This window comes from Pseudoalteromonas sp. US3C1004, assembly GCF_048401065.1.
In the GTDB taxonomy this organism is placed as follows: domain Bacteria; phylum Pseudomonadota; class Gammaproteobacteria; order Enterobacterales; family Alteromonadaceae; genus Pseudoalteromonas; species Pseudoalteromonas undina.
The window spans coordinates 884,931-907,123 of sequence record NZ_CP183073.1; the positions used below are offsets into that span (position 1 = coordinate 884,931).

At 40.6% G+C, this 22,193-nt stretch carries 18 protein-coding genes and 1 other annotated feature; of the genes, 8 read left to right on the top strand and 10 right to left on the bottom strand.

Annotated features, from left to right (window positions below; all coding sequences use genetic code 11):
• Positions 1-26: 26 nt before the first annotated feature.
• From rplS to tyrA, 3 genes are all read left to right on the top strand, one after another.
• Entirely contained in the window at positions 27-386 is a 360-nt protein-coding gene (rplS, locus tag ACNSN3_RS04130; RefSeq protein ID WP_008114473.1) for a 50S ribosomal protein L19, read from the top strand.
• 191 nt (positions 387-577) lie between these two features.
• On the top strand, positions 578-1,447 hold the full coding sequence (locus tag ACNSN3_RS04135) for an MYG1 family protein (RefSeq protein ID WP_418608623.1): 870 nt from the start codon (positions 578-580) through the stop codon (positions 1,445-1,447).
• Positions 1,448-1,762: 315 nt separating this feature from the next.
• Entirely contained in the window at positions 1,763-2,896 is a 1,134-nt protein-coding gene (gene tyrA / locus ACNSN3_RS04140) for a bifunctional chorismate mutase/prephenate dehydrogenase (protein ID WP_418608624.1), read from the top strand.
• Between the two features lie 54 nt (positions 2,897-2,950).
• On the opposite strand, the gene ACNSN3_RS04145 is transcribed toward tyrA, so the two are convergent.
• A complete protein-coding gene (locus ACNSN3_RS04145) occupies positions 2,951-4,108 on the bottom strand; it encodes a chorismate mutase (RefSeq protein ID WP_076921530.1) in 1,158 nt (385 codons plus the stop codon).
• Between the two features lie 43 nt (positions 4,109-4,151).
• Positions 4,152-4,267, bottom strand: a sequence feature (Phe leader region).
• Positions 4,268-4,462: 195 nt separating this feature from the next.
• Between ACNSN3_RS04145 and ACNSN3_RS04150 the strand changes: the two genes are divergently transcribed.
• The gene (locus tag ACNSN3_RS04150) at positions 4,463-7,465 is read left to right on the top strand and encodes an EAL domain-containing protein (RefSeq protein ID WP_010391318.1); all 3,003 of its coding nucleotides are present in this window, start codon (positions 4,463-4,465) and stop codon (positions 7,463-7,465) included.
• A gap of 14 nt (positions 7,466-7,479) precedes the next feature.
• On the opposite strand, the gene ACNSN3_RS04155 is transcribed toward ACNSN3_RS04150, so the two are convergent.
• Complete coding sequence (locus ACNSN3_RS04155) at positions 7,480-7,809, bottom strand: stress response translation initiation inhibitor YciH (RefSeq protein ID WP_418608625.1); 330 nt, start codon at positions 7,807-7,809, stop codon at positions 7,480-7,482.
• A 248-nt stretch (positions 7,810-8,057) separates the two neighbouring features.
• Here ACNSN3_RS04155 and ACNSN3_RS04160 point away from each other — a divergent pair, with 248 nt between their 5' ends.
• Together ACNSN3_RS04160 and ACNSN3_RS04165 are read left to right on the top strand one after the other, a co-directional pair.
• Positions 8,058-8,717: a GAF domain-containing protein gene (locus ACNSN3_RS04160; RefSeq protein WP_418608626.1), complete on the top strand. Its 660-nt coding sequence runs from the start codon at positions 8,058-8,060 to the stop codon at positions 8,715-8,717.
• 78 nt (positions 8,718-8,795) lie between these two features.
• The gene (locus ACNSN3_RS04165) at positions 8,796-9,986 is read left to right on the top strand and encodes an amino acid aminotransferase (RefSeq protein WP_010391325.1); all 1,191 of its coding nucleotides are present in this window, start codon (positions 8,796-8,798) and stop codon (positions 9,984-9,986) included.
• A 73-nt stretch (positions 9,987-10,059) separates the two neighbouring features.
• On the opposite strand, the gene ACNSN3_RS04170 is transcribed toward ACNSN3_RS04165, so the two are convergent.
• Genes ACNSN3_RS04170 through ACNSN3_RS04205 form a run of 8 tightly spaced genes read right to left on the bottom strand, consistent with a single transcriptional unit; the run spans position 10,060 to position 18,276 of the window.
• On the bottom strand, positions 10,060-10,812 hold the full coding sequence (locus ACNSN3_RS04170) for a DUF3379 family protein (RefSeq protein ID WP_418608627.1): 753 nt from the start codon (positions 10,810-10,812) through the stop codon (positions 10,060-10,062).
• Entirely contained in the window at positions 10,812-11,369 is a 558-nt protein-coding gene (locus ACNSN3_RS04175) for a sigma-70 family RNA polymerase sigma factor (RefSeq protein ID WP_010391329.1), read from the bottom strand. The genes ACNSN3_RS04170 and ACNSN3_RS04175 overlap by 1 nt, the downstream gene beginning before the upstream one ends.
• 53 nt (positions 11,370-11,422) lie before the next feature.
• Positions 11,423-13,066, bottom strand: a complete 1,644-nt coding sequence (locus ACNSN3_RS04180) for a BatD family protein (protein WP_109875538.1) — start codon at positions 13,064-13,066, stop codon at positions 11,423-11,425.
• Complete coding sequence (locus tag ACNSN3_RS04185) at positions 13,060-14,958, bottom strand: VWA domain-containing protein (protein ID WP_418608628.1); 1,899 nt, start codon at positions 14,956-14,958, stop codon at positions 13,060-13,062. Before ACNSN3_RS04185 ends, ACNSN3_RS04180 begins: the two co-directional genes overlap by 7 nt.
• Complete coding sequence (locus tag ACNSN3_RS04190) at positions 14,958-15,941, bottom strand: vWA domain-containing protein (RefSeq protein ID WP_055011727.1); 984 nt, start codon at positions 15,939-15,941, stop codon at positions 14,958-14,960. Before ACNSN3_RS04190 ends, ACNSN3_RS04185 begins: the two co-directional genes overlap by 1 nt.
• Positions 15,934-16,368 carry a DUF4381 domain-containing protein gene (locus tag ACNSN3_RS04195; protein ID WP_138621466.1) on the bottom strand — a complete coding sequence of 145 codons (435 nt, stop codon included), beginning with the start codon at positions 16,366-16,368 and terminating at the stop codon, positions 15,934-15,936. The genes ACNSN3_RS04190 and ACNSN3_RS04195 overlap by 8 nt, the downstream gene beginning before the upstream one ends.
• 3 nt (positions 16,369-16,371) lie before the next feature.
• On the bottom strand, positions 16,372-17,316 hold the full coding sequence (locus ACNSN3_RS04200) for a DUF58 domain-containing protein (RefSeq protein ID WP_418608629.1): 945 nt from the start codon (positions 17,314-17,316) through the stop codon (positions 16,372-16,374).
• A 3-nt stretch (positions 17,317-17,319) separates the two neighbouring features.
• Entirely contained in the window at positions 17,320-18,276 is a 957-nt protein-coding gene (locus ACNSN3_RS04205; RefSeq protein ID WP_418608630.1) for an AAA family ATPase, read from the bottom strand.
• Positions 18,277-18,605: 329 nt separating this feature from the next.
• On the opposite strand from ACNSN3_RS04205, the gene fadI reads away from it, so the two are divergent.
• Together fadI and fadJ are read left to right on the top strand one after the other, a co-directional pair.
• The gene (fadI, locus tag ACNSN3_RS04210) at positions 18,606-19,916 is read left to right on the top strand and encodes an acetyl-CoA C-acyltransferase FadI (protein WP_010391348.1); all 1,311 of its coding nucleotides are present in this window, start codon (positions 18,606-18,608) and stop codon (positions 19,914-19,916) included.
• Positions 19,916-22,108, top strand: coding sequence for a fatty acid oxidation complex subunit alpha FadJ (fadJ, locus tag ACNSN3_RS04215; RefSeq protein WP_418608631.1), 2,193 nt, complete (start codon positions 19,916-19,918; stop codon positions 22,106-22,108). The genes fadI and fadJ overlap by 1 nt, the downstream gene beginning before the upstream one ends.
• The last annotated feature ends 85 nt before the right edge of the window (positions 22,109-22,193 follow it).

Below are 22,193 nucleotides of genomic sequence, written 5' to 3' on the forward strand. Positions count from 1 at the left end.
TTACACCTAGGAAAGTGAGAAACATAATGGCAAAAGTAAACCAAAATATTATTAAAGCGCTTGAAGAAGAGCAGCTTAAAACAGACGTACCTGCATTCGGCGCTGGTGATACAGTAGTTGTACAGGTAAAAGTAAAAGAAGGTGCTAAAGAGCGTCTACAGGCCTTTGAAGGTGTTGTAATCGCTAAGCGTAATCGTGGTCTTCACTCAGCATTCACAGTTCGTAAAATCTCGAACGGTGAAGGTGTTGAGCGTGTATTCCAAACGCACAGCCCTCTTATTGATAGCGTAACAGTTAAGCGTCGCGGTGCGGTTCGTCGTGCTAAGCTTTACTATCTACGTGAGCGTTCTGGTAAATCTGCACGTATTAGAGAAAAACTTAACTAATACGCGCTGTTTATCAACGCAAAAAAACGGGTTGCAACCTTTGGGTTGCAACCCGTTTTGGTTTTAATGCTATTGCGGTTTTTATATCGCTACATTCAAAAACCAATACACACCTTAACCTGCATGCGTTAAAGTGTGGTTCACTTCAAATCACAATATCTTCTCACTTCTTGCAAAAATGATGTACAAAAATGAATGATAAAACGATAGTTACACACAACGGCAATTTTCACGCAGATGATGTTTTTAGTATCGCTGCACTTAAAATTATTTTCCCTTCTTTTACCCTGATCCGCACACGCGATAATGCGATTATTAATGACGCCGATGTGGTTATTGATGTTGGTGGTCAATATGACCCAGAAACTAACCGGTTTGATCATCATCAGCGTGGCGGTGCTGGCGCTCGTGAAAATGGTATTCCTTTTTCGTCATTTGGCTTGGTGTGGAAAAAATATGGCTTAGCAATATGTGATGATAACCAAGATGTGGCGAATGCGGTGGATGCAGGGCTTGTATCAACTATTGATGCCATTGATTGTGGTCATGTTGAAGGGGTTGCTACAGGCATTAGCTTAAGCCAAACAATTTCTATGTTTAACCCAACATGGGAAGAGGAAAGTGATTTTGATGCTGCTTTTGATCAAGCGGTTGAATTTGCACACACTTTACTGATTCGTTTTGTAGCTTCTGCCCGAGGTGGTTTAAATGCTAAAAAGATTGTTGCTCAAGCAATAAAGCAAGCTGATGATCCTCGATTAATCGTGTTAGAGCGCTATACTCCGTGGAAAAAAACCGTACATAGTTTATCTGATGAGGCATTATTTGTCGTTTACCCATCTCATTCTGGCAAGTGGATAGTGCAAACGGTGCCTGCAGAATTAGGCTCTTTTGAAGACAGAAAGTCATTACCTGCATCATGGGCAGGATTATCAGACGATGAATTTCAAGCGGTAACTGGTATCGATGATGCTATGTTTTGTCACAATGGCTTATTTATCGCTGGCGCAGAATCATTCGACAGTATTATGTCGCTTGCGGCTATGGCATTAGAATACTAATAGTTCTCCTTAACCGCTCGCCGGTTACTTAATAAAAGTGGCTTTAGCCACTTTTTAAGATCCTCTACTTAACCTGAACCTACGTAAATTCAATGTAGTTAGCGCTGAAATAGCTGCTTGAGATAGATTTATTATCTAGCGTTTAGGTTACTTACTACCGTTTCCACCTTGGTTTTAGTTGAACAACTGATAGTGATCTTTTCAATAATTTGCCTTTTAACCCCTAACGTATCCTGTTAGTATTTATCGTATTGATTAGTTTACTTTTTTGTAAGTTTTAATTTACGATTTTGCTTTTTTGGATGGAATGAGAACGTGGCAGAGATAAGTGATTTAGCGCAGCTAAGAACAGGTATAGATGAATGCGATGCGCAACTGGTTGCCTTACTTGCAAAACGCAATGGTATTACCCAACAAATAGGCGCAATAAAACAACAAACTGGCGCGCCATTACATGCACCCGATCGAGAAGCTGATTTATTAGCTGCACGACGTCAAGAGGCTATTAATCAAGGTGTAAATCCTGATTTAGTCGAAGACATTCTCAGACGCATGATGCGTGAAGCTTATCAAAATCAACAAGCCAAATTAGCCTGTGCCGACCCACAATTATCGCCAATTGTTATTGTTGGTGGTGAAGGGGCAATGGGTCAGTTATTTGCAAAACAATTTCAGCGTTCGGGTTACGAAGTCAAAATTTTAGATAAAGCGCAGCAATCACAGGCAGCGGATATTCTAAAAGGTGCAAAACTGGTGATGATCAGTGTACCAATAAATGCTCTTGAAACAGTTGTTAACGCGCTTCCAAAGCTTGATGATGATTGTTTGCTGGTTGATATTACATCAGTTAAACAAGCACCATTAGCTGTGCTTAAAAAAGTACATAGTGGGCCAGTTGTTGGTTTACATCCAATGTTTGGACCTGATATTTCCCATTGGGTGAAACAAACCGTGGTGGTGTGTGAAGGGCGTAGTCATGAGGTGGCACAAGGGTTATTAAAACAGCTACAAATATGGGGTTGTCAGTTGGTTGAACTTGAGGCCAAAAAGCATGACGAAGCAATGCAAATTATTCAGGTTATGCGTCATTTAACCACCTTTGTGTACGGTCAGTTTTTAGCAAAACAGGGACACACACTCGCCGAGCTAAGAAGTTGTTCATCACCTATATATCAGTTAGAGCTAATGATGGTTGGCCGTTTATTTGCACAATCGCCAGAGCTATACACCGATATTATGTTAGCGCAGTTTGACAATGTCGAAAGCTTATTGGCGCAGTATCAGTCTTTGTTTTCGCAAACGCTTGAAAAGCTAAAAGCAGGGGATAAGCCCGCATTAATTGATGCTTTTGCTGATGCAAAATCTTATTTCTCAGATTCAACGGCGCACTTTTTAACCCAAAGCCGTAGTTTATTAAATAAAGCGAATGATGCGAAAGTACTTGATTAAAAAGAATAGCTCCGTGAAAAGAAAAGGGCCGCTAGGCCCTTTTTTAATATTTTGTTAGCTTTCTACGCTCACAGCTTGTAAAGACTCGCTTTGGTAACAACCAAGTACACGAACATATTGAGTGTGCTGTTTGAGCTCCTCCAATGCATGCTTCACTTGGTTATCGATTAAGTTAGCCTCCAAGTCCACATAAAATACTTCTTCCCATGGGTTACCAGGAGTAGGTCGAGATTCTAGTTTCACTAAATTAATATTATGCTGTTTAAAAATCATTAACGCATCGGCAAGCGAACCGGCCTGCTGCTTGGTTGACATAATTAAGCTAGTTTTAGTAGGGATTTGAGTTGATACTTGCAGTGGTTTTCGGGCAACCACAATGAAGCGGCTGTGATTTTCTTTTTGATTGGCAAGATTCGCCTTGATCACTTCAAGGCCTACATTTTTCCCTGCTTGCGCAGAGCCGATTGCTGCGCTGTTCGGTGTTTCAAGAGCTGATTTTAATGCACTTGATGTTGAATCGCAGGTTTCATGCTGAAGTTCGCCAAGGCCCTGTAAAAAGCGGCTACACTGGGCAAAGGGTTGCGGATGTGCAAAGACTTTAGTTAATTGGTTCAGCTCAGTTCCTGGGGCTGCTAATAAGCAATGCTCAACGCTATGAGTAACTTCACCGACAATAGAGACCTGTGCATGCTGCAGCAAATCAAATACTTCATTAATACTACCTGAGCTAGTGTTTTCGATAGGCAGTAAGCCAAAGTCGGCTTGACCTTTTTCTACTTTACCAGTGATTTCTTCAAATGAGGTACAACCAATTTCAACTAATTTACCCGGGCGACGGCTAAAATATTTATGACATGCAAGCTGACTATAAGAGCCTTGACCGCCTAAATACGTTACGCGATGGGTTTCGCTCAGTGCATCGGGGTTTAAATTCTTTTGAAGCATGGCTTGTTGATGTAATACGGAATCTTCTAATATTGTTTGAAAAACATTGTTAACGTAGTAAGCGTCAAGTCCTAACGATTTGCCATAGCCTATAAGTTTTTCGAGCAAAGCCAGTTCACGGGCCTCATCACGAATGGGTTTATTATTTGCAATTTTATATTCAACTACGCCATGACTAATGCGGCGTCGCTTTGCTAGTAAAACAAGTAAATCGGAGTCGATTTCATTTATATCGTGCCTGAGAGTATCAAGTACATCGTTGCTCATTTGGTTTTCCTCATTCCAAAAATATCACTGATTTTGCAGTGAAAATAAAAAAGCCTCCCAGTTGGGAGGCTTTACTATTCGATTGATTTTATCTCACAAACAGGGAAGCCTCTTCTATATAAAGAAGCTAAAAAAAGAAAAAAAGGTGTGTGAGTAATTTATATTCATACCCTTAATGTATGAAGTGTCACTCCCAATGTCAACAAGCACTTACCTGACGCGGCTTTTTTACCTAATATGTGTACAAAAGGTGTTGTTTTTTAAAAGTTTATAAATAATTTATAATTCTGATTTAAGTTCTGGTATATTTCTATTACTTGAAAAAATAATAATTATAAATAAGGTTGGCTTTTTGTGTATCGACGCCCTCCATCTCGATTTGGCATAAACTCACTTAGTGTAAAGTTATCATTGTTGATCTCTGGTATCTGTTTAGTGGCTGGCATTTGTGCGGCTGCATTAATGCTCAAGTCAGAAGAAAAACAGCTTGTTTTTGAAGAGCATGAGGTATTAAAGCAATCAAATGAATTATTAATAAACCAGTTTAATAACCTGATAGCCACCAAAGTTAAAATAGCAGAGCAAGCTAATATTGTTGTTAGCGAGCAGTTATTTGAGGGACAGTTGTCATTTAAAAATAATACTGCACCGACAATGCAGCTCACCAATGATGGCTCAGTGCGCAGTGCATCACCGGATGGGCTATCAGCCGCGTTTATCCCTCAAACTGCATATTCTCCTTTTTATAAACAGCTAATTGCTGATTCTGAATCCCTTTGGAAAGTTATTTCTCCTACGTTAATTCAAGATTTCTATAATTTTTATCTTATAACTGAAGATAACTTTATTCGTGTCGCACCGCCAAACTGGGCGCTTAATGTGCCTGGAAATTATACATTCAACCAAAGTGATAGCTTCAATTATGCGAAGTCTTTAACTAACCCACAACGAGAGCCTCAATGGTCAAAAGTTTACTATGATGAAGTTTGGAATAAATGGGTAGTCAGTTTAATTGTTCCCATTTATCAAGATGATGAGTTTTTAGGGGTTACCGGTAGCGATATTTCACTAAACTCACTCATATCGCAATTACCCGTCGGTGGAAAGGAAAAACACTTAGTAGTGTTTGATAAACAAGGACAGCTATTAGCACATCCGAACTTAACCTCTGAAAATTATAAAGAGTACGGAGAGGCAGGCAAAAAGCTATTACCAGATGACTTTATTTCTCCAGAACTAAAGCGTGTTATTGATAACGCAGGGCAAATACAATTACCAGAATATGCCGATTCATTTTCATTAAATGATGAAGACTACATTATAAATATCCATAAAGTTGAAGGTGTAAACTGGTATGTGGGTGTATATAAAAAGCGCTCCTCAACGTTATCGGCATTGAAAGACTTAAAGCTTAAGTTTTTTGGCCTATTTATTCTGTATGCCATTTTAGTTGCTTTATTATTACACCAAGCACTTTACCAATTGGTATTAAGACGCTTACATTCATTGGTTTATGCAGTTACTAACTTTGGTAAAGGCCAGTTAGAGATTGAGTTTCCAAAAGAAAATAAAGATGAAATTGGTACGCTTAATGGTTCATTCAAAGATATGACCATTGAAATTCGCAAACTCATTGACGGCTTAAACCAGCGCATAATAGAAAAAGAAATCGCAGAGAAAGCTGCAAATCGCTTGTCTAAAGCGGTTGCGTTCTCGGGTACAGGGGTGGTGATCACCGATGAAAATTTTGTTATTGAATACGTTAATCCAAAAATGTTAGAGATGACTGATTTTGTCGAAAATGATTTCTTGCGTCAGCCATTACTGACAATTATTGCCAATGAAATGACCATGTTGGTAGAGGATATTGACATTGATTTGCGTAATCGTAATTACTGGCGAGGAGATACGCTTATTGAAGCGCAAAACAAGTCGCCAATATGGGTATCGCTTAGTGTGTCACCTATTCGAGAAGACGGTGGTAAAATAACCAGTTACGTGGCATCAGCGCAAGATATTTCGTTTGTGAAAGAAAGCCAACGAAAAATGGAACAGCTCGCTTACTTTGACACACTAACCGGGCTTGCTAACCGTACATTCTTTAGAATGCAGCTCAGGAAGTCGATGGCGCTTGCTGAGAGAGGGCGTTACTCGTTTGCTTTATTTTATTTTGATCTGGATGAATTTAAGCGTATTAACGATACTTTAGGTCATGATGCGGGTGATCAGCTGTTAGTTGAAGTGGCAACACGCTTAAAACAGCGCTTACGAGCAGAAGATACCATAGCCCGTTTAGGTGGGGATGAATTTGCTGTTTTACTCAGTGGTATTGAACATCAAAAAGAAGCATCTGAAGTCGCTGACACCATACAAAAAACCTTAAACCAGCCGATAAAACTTGGCAGCAATGAAGTAATTGTCAGTGCAAGTATTGGCATCACCTTAGCACCATTTGATAGCCTAGAAGAAGATCAGTTACTAAAGCATGCCGACTTAGCCATGTATGAGGCCAAAGCCAAAGGGCGTAACACTTTCCATTTTTATAGCCAAGATCTAAATGCGGCAGCTAATGAACGATTATTCCTAGAAAATGAATTGCGTCATGCAATTAAAGAAAAGCAACTCACGCTACATTACCAGCCACAAGTTGATTGTCGCGATAATAGCGTGGTGGGATATGAAGCATTACTTCGTTGGTTCCATCCTACGCAAGGGTTTATTCCTCCAACTAAGTTTATTCCGATAGCTGAGGCAACGGGTTTAATTGTAGAGCTCGGTAAATGGGTGCTACAACAAGCGTGTGAGTTTACGAAGCGACTAGAACAACAAGGTAGAGCAAGTAATATGTCGATCAATCTGTCAGCAAGACAGTTTAAAGACGCAAGCTTAGTGCCTATGCTGAAAAAAATAATTATAGAGACGCAGATTAATGCTAAAAGTCTGCATCTTGAATTAACCGAAAGCATGCTGATGGGGAATGTTGAAGCAGCTATTGATCAGTTACATCAACTTAAAAAGTTGGGTATCTCAATTTCTATTGATGACTTTGGTACGGGTTATTCTTCACTGAGTTACCTTAAGCGTTTCCCTGTCGATATTCTTAAAATTGACCGCTCGTTTGTCAAAGATATACCTGAGGATGATAACGACATGGAGATCACTGCGGCCATTATTGCTATGGCACAAAAGCTGAAGCTTGATGTAGTTGCCGAAGGAGTCGAAACAATCGAGCAAGTTGAGTTTTTACAAAATAATAATTGTTTTATTGTTCAAGGCTATTATTTTAGTAAGCCAGTGGCTGAGGATGATATTCCCGCATTATTTGATCAATTAGCAGCGCTAAAAATTATTAAATAAGCAAGAATTGCGGGTTAACCACCCGCAATTTTTACTTTAAATTTTAATCCCTCTAAAATCGCTTTTAATTTGTCGCGATCATCACCTTGTACTTCAATAACATCTTCTTTTACCGCGCCCCCTTGGCCCATCTTACTTTTTATTGTTTTTGCTAACTTTTTCAAATCATGCTGTTGTGGATCAAGACCAACAACCAGCATTACACCTTTACCTTTTCGGCCTTTGGTTTGACGTTCTATGCGAATTGACCCGTCTTTAAATAGTTTTACATCCAGTTCTTTTTCTGGCTTTGGCTGATCAATTCGCCCTGTTGCTGTTGAATACACTAAGTGACTATCACTCATAATTAACCTACTTAAGATTGAATATAATAATGCGGCAAATAATAACAAATTTGTGAAGCAAAGGCGTAATTTTTGCACCAAAGCTGAACACCTTTTAATGCCCCCAAAGATAAAACAACCTGTTTAAATACCACAATTATATCTATGAATAAAAGTGTTTAAAGATTTTAAAAAAGCGCTTTAAATTGGCTAGCGCTATAAAAACATCCATGCTACTATTTCGGCATTATAGATGTATGGACGTCCAAATGGTTAATTCTTACTTAGAGTATGCTCAACCTAATGTTGAGCCACAGTTAATTCACGCTGAGCTAGAAAAGCTTGAGCAATATCTAAATAAAAATGCTGCACCAGCCGTGCGTTGGGAATACCAAATTCCTGAGCTAGGTGAAGGTGGGGCATGTAGTTTATTTGGTTACCTACAGGATGAGCCGTTTAAACTAAGCGATTATGTCAGCCAAAGTACGCAAACAACTGAAAAATTAGCGCAACTTCAATTGATTGTTGACTACGTCATTGAAAACACAAAGCTTGATTGGTACGGCATTTATCAGAATACCCACACCAATGAAGGGGAGCAGTTATTAAAGCTGGCTTATTTTGGTGCGCCGAGTCGTCCTTTATTTCCGCTTACTGCTGAATTTGCGACTGCCAGCAATAACGTTCAGGTAGCGCTTAGCGGTAAAGGACGCGTTATCAATAACGTTGAGCAATATTTGGCAGCAGGCGGTGAATATTACACTTGCGATCCGAAAGTAAAAGCAGAAGCCTGTTTACCGCTATTTAATGCACAACAGCAATGTATAGGTATTGTTGATGGTGAAGCTTTTAACACTGATTTTTTTGATAAAGCCACGCTCGCGTTATTAATTGCGTGCTGTATTAAAATTCCTCACTTTTTAGTGTAAATAACACTAGTCAATCAAGTGAGTTTTTATGTTAAGCTTAGCGCAACAGCTAACCCCTAAATAACGAAGAGATAGCCAATGTTCTCAGTATTAAAACCATTACCAACAGACCCTATTCTTGGCCTTATGGCGGCCTACAAGCAAGATACTAACCCAAATAAGATTGACTTAGGGGTTGGTGTATATAAAGACGAGCAGGGGAATACCCCTGTATTAAAGTCAGTAAAAAAAGCAGAAGCGTTTCGTTTAGAAAATGAAATGAGCAAATCTTACATTGGGCTTGCTGGTAACTTAGATTACTGTCAACAAATGGAAAATCTTCTTCTTGGTGAGCACCCGGCATTATTAGCTAATCGCGTACGCACAGCACAAGCACCTGGTGGTACAGGCGCACTTCGTGTTGCAGCAGAATTTATTGTACGTTGTAATCCAGGCGCTACTGTATGGGTTACTAACCCAACGTGGGCTAACCACATTAGCTTATTTGAAGCTGCAGGCTTAACGGTAAAAGAATACCCATACTACGACTACGAAAACAAAGATTTATTGTTTGATGAAATGGTTGAAACACTAACACAGGTGCCTAAGGGCGATGTGGTGTTATTACATGCATGTTGTCACAACCCAAGTGGTATGGATTTAAACGAAACACAATGGAATACTATTGCTGAACTTGCAAAAGATGTGGGTTTTACGCCATTAATTGATATTGCATATCAAGGTTTTGGCTCTTCTTTAGAAGAAGATGCGAATGGTTTACGTATTTTAGCCAATGCGGTTGAAGAGTTGATCATTTGTTCATCATGTTCTAAAAACTTCGGCTTATACCGTGAGCGTATTGGTGCCTGTTCAATCATTGCAAAAGACAGTGCAACAGCTGATATTTCAAACTCGGTGTTATTAAGTGTGGTACGTAGCATTTATTCTATGCCGCCAGCGCACGGTGCAGACATCGTAAACACTATTTTAAGCAGCACAGAGTTAACGCAGCTATGGCACAGTGAACTTGATGAAATGCGTAACCGTATTAATGGGTTACGTAGTTTAATTAAAGACAGCCTGGCAGCGAAAGACATTGCTCAAGACTTCTCGTTTATTGACCGCCAACACGGTATGTTCTCTTTCTTAGGTATTAATAAAGAGCAAATCGAGCGCTTGCAAAAAGAATACGGTATTTACATTGTCGGTTCTAGCCGTGTTAACGTAGCAGGTATTAGCCAAGCAAATATCAACTACTTTGCTAACGCAGTTGCTGATGTTTGTAAGTAATCAGTAAGAGGCTTTGGCTTTTAAATAATAAAAAAACCGCACACTCGTTGCGGTTTTTTATTTCTATAATGGCTTAAAGCCAGCGAATAGCACCTGAAATACGTTCATTATACATATCAACTGGTGAGCCAAGGCTTGCAATTAGCACGGTATCGGCCTGTTTGCCACGATTTATATGGCCAGCATAGCGAGAGTCATTAAAATCATCAGAGCCAATTTCAAAGATTTGATTATCGCTTGGCACAATAAACACGGTCATAGGCCCAAAGTCAGACTCAAACACTAAATGAATACCTTTCTCACCTTGAAAATCGCAAAAGTTAACATAAGTCACTTTGCCAGGTAAATCACTAATATGGCCGCCAAGTAAAGCCAGCTTTTCATTGACAGTTTGGATGCTAATTTGTTGAGTTTTATTTAACGCATAAATTTCATGGTAAACATGGGCTAGTGCATGCTCACCAGCCGTTTGATTAATACTTTGTTCTTCGCTAAACATAAACGCACTAACTGCAATCACAAACGAAGCTGCCAAAGCCAAATGCATTCGGTCGAACTTAAACCATGAGCGTGTACTAACCACGTTATCCTTTTGCTCAAGTTCATCTGTTCTAGCTTTTTCTTTTAACGAGGTGTTTAAAATAATTCGTTCAGCAAGATTGTCAGGTACAGTAATATCAAGCGCGTCGTCGAGTTGTTTATCGAATGCTTTGCTTTCATTTAAAAATTGTTGTCTGTCGGCACTGCTGTTTGCAAATTCCTGAAGCTCTTTGTCCAGCTCATTTGGCTGCGCAATCGTGCGGCGACGAAACTCAAGTTCACCCATTATTTTGATGCTCCTTTAAGTTGTTCATCATCACGGCTTAATGCCTCTTTAAGTTGATTTTTTGCTCGGAATAAACGTGTCATAACAGTATTTTTATTTAAGTTAAGAATGTCTGCAATTTCATCTCCGGTGCAGCCCATTACCACCTGTAGCAACAGCGGCTCCTTGTAGTCATCAGCCAATAAAGAAATTTGTCGCTGAATAACGGTTTGTTCCATTGCTGTATCTAAACTATGGCTGGTTTGATCCACCAATGTGTCGTTATCTACATCACTGTAATCAAATTGCTTGCGCTCAAAGCGTCTGGCATTCTCACGCCTTAAAATGGTCAGCAACCATGGCTTAGCTGCTTTTTGGTCGAGTAACGAATCAAGCGAGCGCCATGCACGCAAAAAGGTTTCTTGCACTAAGTCATCAGCAATAGTCGGATCGTTACATAACCAGTAAGCAAAGCGATAGAGTTCCTTATGATAAACATGAACCAAGGCTTCATAGCGTTGTTGTTTTTCAGCCATATTAATTAAGACCCGATCATTCGATTTTTTATTTCCAAACATAAGCACTTTTTAATTAAAATTATTATAGGCCAAAAAAGTAACTAAGATTCTTATTAAGAATATAGCTCTTTTAACGCAGATGATGACTTAGCTGTGTGCGATTGATGTTTTTTTAATAAACTAACAATCGCTTCTAAATCAGTGCTAGCCGATTGGTTACCGTACAACTGTGCTTGTAAATTATTTACCTGCGCAGTGAACTGCGAGTTGTTTATCATAGCGCATAAATGGGTGAGAGCTCCTACCTTTTTATCTGTTCGAGTTAGCGCGTATAGATTAAGTGCATCGTAAAATGCTTTATTATCATGGCTTTTAGCAAGTATTTGCAGTGTTTTTAAATCTGCTTGCTGATTGCCTCTATGATTTGCTTGCGTCGTTTGTTGCACTTCTTTAGCTGAGCGTTTCATAAAGTAAAGAACCAGGGTCACAATCCATAATATGTAACCTAATACGGCTACAATAATAAGCCATAGAGGCGTACTAGTGTGGCGTTGCACGCTGAGCGCTTGCTGCGTTGGCTCTGCATCCGTGTTGTTTAAAGTACTTTCAACGGGTGTATTTAGTGAGTTTGCTGGCGCTGTGGTACTTGGTGTTACCGTAATTGTGCGTTCTGGTAAAGTTGCGTAACTAATTCGGTTCATTTTGGTGTTATACCAAGGCAGGGTAATTTCAGGCAATGTATAAGTGCCTGGTGTTTGTGGTAGTAGCGCAAATGAGGCGCTTTGCTGTGATACCACTCGACCATCGCGTACTGCATTATTAGTCTCTTTTTCATCTGGGTAGCTGCGAATACCATCTATAGTAGGCATATCAATTTCGGGTAGTTGCTCCTTAGTAACCCCTAATGCGGTAAGCATAATAGTGCGTGTTATTGGCGTGCCGGCCTCAACGGTATTATCGTCTGGTTGCCATTGCTCGGTTAGACTTACTAATTCACTGGGTAACCAATCACCTTGATAATTCTCAGGGATGGGTTTGATTTCAATCTGTTGTTCATCGCCAAGTGCCGACACCTCTAGTTGGCGATAGTTTTGTTGAACACGCCCTTGAAAAACCGGTGCTTCAATGGTGTATGCACCACTTTTTTGCGGCTGAATTAAATAATTACGGGTGATCACTAAATAACGTTTACCGTTAACCAGTTCATAATCTTCACTTTGCTTACCTAGCTGGGTGAGTTGAGCATCTTCCATGCTTGGCGTGCTTAAGCTGCCATCAAGTAGCTCTTTAGCTAAGTAAAGTTTAATGGTGTAAACGCCAGCCTCTTGCACAAATAAGCTGTTATTTGTAAGCGAGCTTTTTAAAAATATATCATCATTTTTGCCCGCATCGCTGCTTCGCTCTTTAACCGACAAGTTTATTGGTTGAGAGCTGAGCCCTGCAACACTAAAAGAAGGAATTGTGTATTCGCCGGCTTTGCGAGTCATTAACTTAACAGACCACGATGTTTGTTTTTTAATGCTACCGTTAATAATGTTGGTGCGGCTACTTAAGCTCATAGGGCCGACTACGAAATCCTTTAACAGCGCTGAAGTATCGGGTTGTTGCCCTTTGATTGAATCATCAACGCTAATATTGAGCATAAAAAACTCACCTGCCAGTACCGGGTTTTTATCTACGCTTGCCTCTAATGAAGTGGCGGCCATTAATGGCATGGCAGTTAATAGCAATAAACAGCAAAATAATCGCATTACCATGATTTTTCTACTCCTGTTGGACGGCGTTGATATTGTCTTTTTTGGGCTTCTAATTGCATTTTGTTTCTTAATAAAATAGCGGGATCGTCGGGCACTTTTCTTAGTAACTGATTTAGTTGCTGTGCTTTCTCTTTTTCTTCATTAGTGAGTTCAGCCGCCTGTGCTTGCATAGCTTGTTGTTGTGCTTGCTGCTTCTGCTCATCTGATGGCGGTTGCTCATTCATTTGATTGGGTTGACTTTGTTGCTCGTCTTGCTGAGGCTTACTATCGTCGTCTTTGTTCTCGTCTTGTTGGTTTTGTGATTGAGCTTGCATGTCAGGCTGATTTTGTTCATCTGACTGCTCACCAGATTGGCTTTGTTGATCTTTTGATTGCTCCGAGGGCTCACCCGATTGCTGCTCTTCACTGTTTTGACTGTTATCTTCGCTTTTATCTGCGTTATTTTTATCGCCGTTTTTTTGCTGATCTTGTTTTGATTTATCTGCATCATCTTGACTTTGATCATCTTGATTTTGCGAATCATTACCTTGTTGGTTTTCTTGGTCTTGCTGTTGCTTAAGTAACTGCTCAACTAACGCTTGGTTATCGGCTGCTTGGGTAAAATCAGACTGCAGTGATTGCGCTTGTTTGTAAGCGTTTATAGCAGCCTCTAATTGTCCGGCTTTAGCCAGTGCATTACCGTAATTGTAATAACCAGTAGCTGATTTATCTTGACTAAATTCGTTCAGAGCGCCTTCAAACTGACCTTGCTGATAAAGTGCAGCGCCTTTGAGAGCGTTGGACTTCGCTTGCGCTGCTTGTTGGTACTCTTGGTTGTTGTAAGCTTCTAATGCACGCTGATCGGTATTTTTAAATAGCGTTGGTAACTCTACTGCATGGGCATTTTGCTGAGGTATAAAGCTTAGCAATAGCACCGCACCAATAAACGCAGAGCGCCTAAATAAGTATAGAGCTAAGGGCAGCAAAATAAGCAAGCCATAAATGCCAGCATCGATTCGCCACAAGGCTAAATTTGGTTTTTCACTTTTTAGTATTTCACTGTTTGCTTGCGGTGAAAAAATGGCAATATCGCTATTACTTGGTTGATAATTAGCGTATTGGCCGCCACTATTCTTTGCTATTCCTTTGAGTAAAGAACCATTGAGTGTAGGCACTACAATTTGGCCGTAATTATCTTTTAAAAATCCGCCTTCAGGTAACTTTATTGGTGCACCTTGCTCAGTGCCAATACCGTAAATATTAAGTCGATACTGGCTACTGTTAGTAAAACCACTTATATCACTTTGCTGTTGTTGTTCAATACCATCGGTGATCAAAATAATATCACCATCTAGGTAGCCTGCTTGAGTGAGCAGCTCTTGCGCCATGTCTAAACCTGCCAGCACGTTGGAGCCTTTATCAGGCATAATTTCAGGGCTCAAACTAGGAATAAGATTAGCAAGGGTGGTTGCATCATTGGTCAGTGGAGAAATGGCATAGGCAGTGCCTGCGTAGGCTACTAATGCAGTATCACCTTCTTTAAATAACTCAATCATATCGAGGGCTTTAAAGCGAGATTGCATTAATCGATTAGGAGCAATGTCGGTGCTATACATAGAGTACGACATATCCATTACAATAACGCGGGCACTTTTGCTTTGAAATACAGGGACTTGCTTTTCCTCAAAACTCGGGCCTGCACTAAATATAATGGCTAAACTGCAAAATAACGCAACTAGCCACAGCGGCTGACGAGCCTGATTATTTGATTCACTCATAACAAATTGTGCTAAATGTGGCGCAATGAGTGGCGCCGATTGGGCTTTTTTCTTTTTAAGCATGGCAATAAAAAACAGCCCTAGGGCAGGGAGTAGCAGCCATAAAATAGCGGGGCGAATAAACTCAAAATCCATTAGCTTGGCTCCTTCAATGCACGTACTGTTTTTAAAAATGCCATTGCACTTATTAATAGAATGGCCAGTAATAACGGATAATAAAACAAGGCTGTTTGCGGGCGAAAGGTCTGCTCATCGGCACTAATTGGCTCGAGTTTATCAAGCTCTGCATAGATTTGTTGCAACCCAGCGACATCTTTGGCTCTAAAGTACAGACCCCCTGTTTGTTCGGCAATATTTTTCAGTAAACTCTCATCTAAATTGCTGCCCCCAGAGCCCATATTAAATAAACTAAAGCCACGAGGGTTATCTGAGCCGACTCCGATGGTGTACACTTTTATGCCTTCTTCACGAGCTAGTAATAGGGCATCTTCGGGGTCAAGGTTTCCTGCGGTGTTTTGTCCATCTGTTAGCAACACCACAATGCGATTACTTTCTTTTTTACTAGCAAAGCGTTTAACCGATAAGCCTAAAGCGTCACCAATAGCCGTGGCACGTCCTACTAAACCTATTTGTGCTTCAGTAAGCATTTTGCTGACGGTTTTTACATCACGGGTGAGAGGTGTTTGCAAAAACGCTGTATCACCAAACAATATTAGCCCAAGTCTGTCGCCTTGACGCTGCTCTATAAAATCGCTAAGCACTGCTTTAACCATAGTTAAACGGTCAACATATTGGCCATTATAAGCCATGTCTTGTTCTGTCATTGAGCCGGATAAATCCACAGCGAGCATAATGTCGCGACCTTCATTAGGCAGCGATATAGGCTCATCTAACCAAGTAGGGTTAGCCGATGCTGTTACTAATAATGCCCATAGCAACCATTCAAGAGTGTTTAACTTACGTGCACTGGGCTCTACATGTTGATTATTTAAATTATGCGATGCAAAACTTGGGATGCGTAAACGTGTCGTTGCATTACTTGCTGCGGGTTTTAATAGCAGTAACGTTAAAGGAAGCGGCAGTAATAAAAACAGCCATGGCCAGCTAAATTCAAACATGCAGTGGCTCCTTTAGCTTAAATTGTTTAATAGCTTGGCGAAACTTATCACTGAGTGCCGGTGGTGTTTGTGCTGTGCTATATAGGCTTGAAATTTCATCTTCATTAAAACGAATTGCAGCAAGTTGACTTAGGGTTTTACACCAGTTAGCTGTGGATTGCGCTGCTAAGCGTGGATCGTAATAGGTGATCACTAAACGCTTTAAAATAATATGCAATTGCTGCGCTGATTGTTGTTGATTAGCTAATTTAATCGCATTACGTTTTGGTTTTTTAAATTGATAGTTTTTGTACATAATTATAATTAAGCCACACACTAAGCACAGTGCAATGCTAATAACTACCCACCAAGCAGGGGCTAACGGCCACCAGTCAACGTGAGAGGGAGCAATAATATCGTGAAGGCCATCAAGTGGGGAGGTTTGCATGATTTATCTTCTCACTAATTGCAGTTCCAGCGCAGTGGCTGCATCGAATGATAATAGGTTAAGCCCAGATTTTGTTAAACGATTAATACGCGCGCTAAATGCTTGCTCGGCATTATTGGCAAATCGTTCTCTAAAACTGTTATCCATCAAAGGGAGGGCAAACTGCTGATTATTAGCACTTACCGTAACCGCTTGTTGGAAAGCAGGTAACTTATGCTCGAAGGGGTCGCTAATATGGCAGCCTATTAACTCACAGTGCCGCGCAAGTAATTCGAGTTGTTTAAAGCTGGCGTCATCTAAGGCGTTAAAATCGGATACGATATAAACCAAACTACCGGGTTTAGCTAAGTGATTTAAACGCTTAAGGTTGTCACTAAAGTTATTACTGGCAGGTTTATCAATATTTTCAAGTGCCTGCTGATGGGCGTCGCATAAATTATGACACAGCTTTAACACGGCCTTTTCACGGGCACTAGGTTTAAGCTCTAAATGCGAGTGCTGATTAAACACAATACCGCCAATTCTATCGCCACGTTGGCAAGCAGACCATGCAACTAAGGCGCTAATATGTGCAGCTTGCACCGACTTTAATAATAATTGAGAGCCAAATAACATGGAGTTTGAAAAGTCGGTAAATACAAATACCGGGCGTTCTTTTTCTTCTTGAAAAAGTTTGGTGTGGGTTTCACCGGTACGAGCCGTGACCCGCCAATCAATAGAGCGTATGTCATCACCGTGTTGGTAATGGCGCACTTCGGCAAACTCCATGCCACGGCCTTTATGCGGCGCTAGATATTGCCCCGCTAAGGTATTTTTTATTCTAACTTTAGGTGCCAGCTCAAGCAGTTGCGCTTTTGCTTTATAATACATCAGCTCTTTAAGCGATAAATTAACACCATGGCTATGACTTAATTTAAGCCATGCCTGAGAATCAAAGTGTGTTTGCATAACTTAAGGTACAGCAACTAGTTCAACAATACGGCTAATAACCTGATCTTTTGTAATACCATCGGCCTGTGCTTCGTAACTTAAAATAATACGATGGCGTAATACATTATGTACCACAGCTTGAATATCGTCAGGCGATACAAAATCACGACCACTTAACCACGCATGAGCGCGGGCACATTTATCCAAAGCAATCGTGGCACGTGGGCTGGCGCCGTATTCAATCCAGCGGCCAAGTTGCTCATCTAAGTTTGCGCCTTCTCGAGTAGCAATAATCAACTGAACTAAGTATTGCTCTAGTGGCTCTGCTAAATACAGACCCAAAATCGCTTTTCTAGCGGCAAACAGCTCTGCTTGCGAAATTTGCTCAAGCACTGGGGCTTCATCACTAAGTGCTTCACCACGGGTTAGGCGTAAAATATCAAGCTCGTGCTCTGCACCTGGATAATTAATACTTAAATGTAATAAAAAACGGTCTAATTGCGCCTCAGGTAGTGGGTAGGTCCCTTCTTGCTCAAGCGGATTTTGTGTTGCCATCACTAAAAACAGGTCACTAAGTGGATACGTATTTTTGCCCACAGTAACTTGGCGCTCGGCCATTGCTTCTAATAAAGCTGATTGTACTTTCGCTGGTGCTCGGTTTATTTCATCCGCTAATATGAGGTTATGAAATAAAGGGCCTTTTTCAAACACAAACTCACTGGTTTGTTGACGATAAATATCAGTGCCGGTTACATCGGCAGGTAATAAGTCTGGGGTAAACTGAACACGCTGAAACGAGCCTTCAATACCTTTTGCTAAAGCATTAACCGCTCGCGTTTTTGCAAGCCCCGGAGGGCCTTCAACAAGTAAATGACCATCGGCTAATATAGCAATTAAGAGTGCTTGAGTGAGCGCTGGCTGGCCAATAATTTGGGTGTCTAAATACGTTTTTAAGTTTGAAAATGCGTTAGCTGCCATAATAAGTGGACTGTCCTCGTCAGCTTAAATAATACCTAAAGTGGTTAGGTAACAAATACTGAGCTAGTTATAAGGTTTATAAGTGGATAACTCAAGAGTTAGACTGATTTTTTGAAAATAGTTCGTTATTTTTTAACGCTTTTTAGCCTAACACAAAACTTTGTAAAACCTGCTAAAAAAGCCTATTGTATTACCCTTACACAATGTATGTAGTGATTTACAATGGCGCTTTATGATTAATTTACGTTTATCTATTGGCTTTATCACACGGGTTGTTTAGAATCGAGGAAAACATACAGGTCTGACCTGTCAGCGGGAGAGAATAATAAATGTCTGAGCAAAACATACTTAAAACACCAAAAGGCGACCGTATTGCCATTGTAAGCGGCCTACGTACTCCTTTTGCTAAGCAAGCAACTGCGTTTCACCATGTACCAGCATTGGATATGGGTAAGCTAGTAGTTAATGAAATGCTTGAGCGATTAAATTTCGACAAGTCAGAAATCGATCAACTGGTTTTTGGTCAAGTAGTACAAATGCCAGAAGCGCCAAATATTGCACGTGAAATTGTATTAGGTACAGGTATGCCAGTGGGCGTTGATGCATATTCAGTGTCACGTGCGTGTGCAACTAGCTTTCAAGCAATTGCAAATGTTGCCGAATCTATTATGGCAGGCTCTGTAAACGTGGGTATTGCTGGTGGTGCCGATTCATCGTCTGTATTGCCAATTGGTGTAAGTAAAAAATTAGCCGGCAGTTTAGTCGATTTAAACAAAGCCCGTACGCTTGGTCAGCGTTTAAAAATATTCTCAAAACTACGTTTAAAAGATTTATTACCAGTACCGCCAGCGGTTGCTGAGTACTCAACGGGTTTATCAATGGGACAAACAGCTGAGCAAATGGCTAAAACCCATAATATTAGCCGTGAAGATCAAGATGCTTTAGCACATCGTTCTCACTCATTAGCAACTCAAGCTTGGGCCGATGGCAAGTTAAAAGATGAAGTAATGACGGCGCACTTACCGCCTTATAAAAGCTTTATTGAAGAAGATAACAATATTCGTAAAAACTCAACGGTTGAAGGCTACGCTAAGCTTAAACCGGTATTTGACCGTCAGCACGGCTCTGTGACTGCCGCTAATGCAACCCCATTAACCGATGGCGCAGCTGCAGTGTTAATGATGAGCGAAAGCAAAGCAAAAGCATTGGGTTACGAAATATTAGGCTACGTACGCAGTTTTGCGTTTTCAGCCATAGGCGTAGAAAAAGACATGCTAATGGGGCCTGCCCACTCAACGCCAATCGCGCTTGATAGAGCAGGTATTACGTTAGCTGATTTAGACCTTATTGAAATGCATGAAGCGTTTGCATCGCAAACCTTAGCGAATATGAAAATGTTTGCTTCAGATAAATTTGCACAAGAGCACTTAGGGCGTAATAAAGCCATAGGTGAAATTAACATGGATAAGTTTAACGTTAACGGCGGTTCACTCGCTTATGGTCACCCATTTGCGGCAACCGGCGCGCGTTTAATTACACAAAGCTTATACGAGCTTAAGCGTCGTGGCGGTGGTTTAGCGTTAACGACTGCCTGTGCTGCGGGTGGTTTAGGTGCAGCCTTTGTATTGGAGAGTGCGTAATGACAGATTCAGTATTTAATTTAACGGTTGATGATAACAAAATAGCCGTGGTAACCATTGATGTGCCGGGTGAAAAAATGAATACCCTGCGTGACAGCTTTGCTGATGATTTAAAAGCATTATTAGCACAAGCTAAAGAGCATGCAGTGAAAGGTATGGTATTTATTAGTGGCAAAAGTGATAACTTCATTGCCGGTGCTGATGTGAAAATGCTAGACAGCGTTGAAAAACGCGAAGATGCATTAGCTATTAGTGAGTTATGCCATCAAGCATTTTTTGATATGAAAAAACTACCGTATACCACGGTTAGTGCTATTCACGGCGCTGCTTTAGGTGGTGGTTTAGAGTTTGCTTTAGCATGTGATTATCGCGTTGGTACAGATAGCGATTTAACTAAAATTGGTTTACCAGAAGTACAACTAGGTTTATTGCCTGGCGGTGGTGGTACACAACGCTTAACTAAAATCGTGGGTATTCAAAAAGCCCTTGAGTGGATGCTAACTGGTAAGCAAATTCGTCCAAAACAAGCTAAAAAAGCCGGTGTATTGGATGATTGTGTTCCACAAAGCGTACTGCTAAAAGTGGCCAAAGAGTTTGCTGCGAAGAAAAAGCCACAAGCTAAAGAGCCTAAACTTGATAAGGTCAGCAAGTTATTAGAATCAAACCCGTTTGGTCGTAACTTTATCTTTAAAAAAGCTAAAGAAAACGTACTTAAAAAAACAGGTGGTCACTACCCAGCGCCGCTTGCGATTATTAAAGCGGTTCGTGCAAGCGTAGAGCTTGATGAAATGAAAGCGTATAAAACCGAAGCCGAAGGCTTTGCTACGTTAGTAATGAGTGATGAGTCTAAAGCACTTCGCGGTATTTTCTTTGCAACCACTGAAATGAAAAAAGAATGGCGCAACGATGACGCTCCTGCGATTAGTAAAACTGCTGTGTTAGGTGGCGGATTAATGGGCGCAGGTATTGCCCATGTAAGTGCGGTTAAGGCTAAATTGCCGGTACGTATTAAAGATGTGGCAGAGCAGGGCATAAGTAATGCCATGAACTACACATACAAAATCTTAGATAAACGCCTTAAGCGCCGTATTATGTCTAAAGCTGATATGCAGTTAACCATGAACCGCATTACTGGCACTACGGATTACAGCGGCTTTAAGCACATAGATTTAGTGATAGAAGCGGTATTTGAAGATTTAGAGCTTAAGCAAGGTATGGTTGCTGATGTTGAGCAGCAATGCCAAGCGAATACTATTTTTGCAAGTAATACTTCGTCATTACCTATTTCGCAAATTGCAGCAAAAGCAGAACGCCCTGAAAATGTAATTGGTTTACATTATTTCTCGCCAGTAGAGAAAATGCCACTGGTAGAGATCATTCCTCATGAAGGCACGTCACAAGAAACCATTGCTCGTGTAGTTAACTTTGCACGTAAGCAAGGTAAAACGCCAATTGTGGTAAAAGATATGGCTGGTTTTTATGTAAACCGTATTTTAGCGCCATACCTTAATGAAGCGGCTAACTTAATGCTTGCTGGTGAGCCGATTGAAAAAATAGATGCGGCTTTAGTCGAGTTTGGTTTTCCTGTTGGACCGTTGGCATTGCTGGACGAAGTAGGTATTGATATTGGATCTAAAATTGCGCCAATTCTTGAAAAAGAATTGGGTGAGCGTTTTAAAGGACCCGATGCTTTCTCACGCATGATTGATTCAAAACGTCTTGGTCGTAAAACAGGGCGCGGCTTTTATGAATACGACAAGAAAGGTAAGAAGGTTGATGAGTCAGTCTATGAGCTACTAGGTGTAACCCCAGCCCCACGTTTAAATAAAAACGAGATTGCTAAGCGCTGTGTTTCACAAATGCTTAATGAAGCGGCTCGTTGTTTAGATGATGGTATTATCGCAAGCCCGCGTGATGGTGATATTGGTGCTATTTTTGGTATTGGTTTCCCACCGTTCTTAGGTGGCCCATTTAGCTACATGGACAAATTAGGTGCGAGTAAAATAAGCTCTGATATGTCTACATTGGCTAACAGCAATTCCATTTTTGCACCCTGTGAATCACTGGTTGCAATGGCTGATAAAGGCGATAAGTTTTACACTACAGCCACTAAAACAGCTGAAGTTGAGTCAGAGCAGGCAGATAATAAATCGACTGATACTCAAAGTGAGATGACTGAACACAAAGATTAATGTCTTAAGTTAACGTAAAAAAGCCGCAAATTATGCGGCTTTTTTTATGTTTGATAATCAGAAAATATAGAGATATAGACGCTTA